Origin of the sequence: Escherichia sp. 94.0001 (genome assembly GCF_013369155.2) — a bacterium.
In the GTDB taxonomy this organism is placed as follows: Bacteria; Pseudomonadota; Gammaproteobacteria; order Enterobacterales; family Enterobacteriaceae; genus Escherichia; species Escherichia coli_F.
Genome location: NZ_JABWMS020000296.1, coordinates 1 through 285 on the forward strand (window position 1 = coordinate 1; position 285 = coordinate 285).

General features: G+C 50.5%; 1 protein-coding gene. It reads left to right on the top strand.

All coding sequences use genetic code 11. From position 1 onward, the window contains the following. Positions 1-108: 108 nt before the first annotated feature. On the top strand, positions 109-261 hold the full coding sequence (gene hokE, locus HEN33_RS25810; RefSeq protein ID WP_000956467.1) for a type I toxin-antitoxin system toxin HokE: 153 nt from the start codon (positions 109-111) through the stop codon (positions 259-261). The last annotated feature ends 24 nt before the right edge of the window (positions 262-285 follow it).

Here is a 285-nt window from a genome sequence, read left to right on the forward strand (position 1 = left end):
TCTGGAAAGATGAAGCCCCAGGAGATATTTCTATCAACCCTGGGGCTGCCACTCCGAACCTCAACAACTCGGATGGTAGTCCCTTCTTCGCATGGAGGCAATATAAACATACTGACGAAATATGCCCTTGTGGCGGTCATAGTGCTGTGTTTGACAGTGCTGGGATTTACGCTTCTGGTCGGCGACTCGCTGTGTGAGTTTACCGTAAAGGAACGTAATATTGAGTTCAGGGCTGTTCTCGCTTACGAACCGAAGAAGTAGCCGTTGTGCGGGGAGTAATCCCCG